1 protein-coding gene is annotated in these 890 nt (G+C 49.6%); it reads left to right on the forward strand.

Annotated features, from left to right (window positions below; all coding sequences use genetic code 11):
• Positions 1–840 (forward strand): carboxylate/amino acid/amine transporter (locus R7R24_RS25500; RefSeq protein ID WP_318119898.1); only part of this gene is annotated, 840 nt, incomplete at its 5' end.
• Between the last annotated feature and the right edge of the window lie 50 nt (positions 841–890).

Consider the following 890-nt stretch of genomic DNA (forward strand, 5'->3'; position numbering starts at 1 on the left):
TCATTCAGCCTGATCGGCGTTTACCTTGCTGGTCAGGTTGATTCTTGGTTCTCCGTGTTCATGCGTGTGGCACTGGCCAGCGTTGTATTCATTCCTTTCCTTAAATTCCGCGGCGTAAGCAAATCTCTGATCGCGAAACTGATGATCGTCGGCGGCTTTCAGCTCGGTTTGATGTACTGCTTCTACTACCAGTCTTTCTTACTCCTTTCTGTTCCAGAAGTGTTGCTGTTCACTGTGTTTACACCGATTTATGTGACGCTGATTTACGACTTCCTGAAAGGTCGTTTTTCGCCTTGGTATTTAGTCACTGCGCTGATCGCAGTCGCGGGTGCCGCATGGATCAAATTCGCTGGCATTAACGAAAACTTCCTAATGGGCTTTTTGGTCGTGCAAGGGGCGAACCTCTGTTTTGCCATCGGTCAGGTGGGCTACAAATACATCATGGAAAGTGAGCCCGTCGATTTACCACAGCACACCGTGTTTGGTTACTTCTACTTGGGTGCGCTTTGTGTAGCAACCGTGGCTTTCGCGCTCATGGGCAACCTCGACAAACTGCCAACCACTGCAACCCAATGGGGCATTTTGACCTACCTTGGTTTGATTGCATCAGGCTTTGGTTACTTTGCGTGGAACAAAGGGGCAACCTTAGTGAATGCCGGCGCGTTAGCGGTAATGAACAACGCGTTAGTGCCAGCAGGCCTGATTGTGAACATCGTAATTTGGAACCGAGACGTCGACATCGTGCGCCTCGCGATTGGCGGCGCGATCATCATGCTATCGCTGTGGATTAACGAAACGTGGGTGAAAAAACGCGTTGAAATGAGCTACGCCAATAAGTAACGTGCCTTTCTCGACACATATTCCAGCAATAAAAAACGCTCTCCAGTTGG

The sequence above is a fragment of the Vibrio sp. 704 genome (assembly GCF_033339295.1).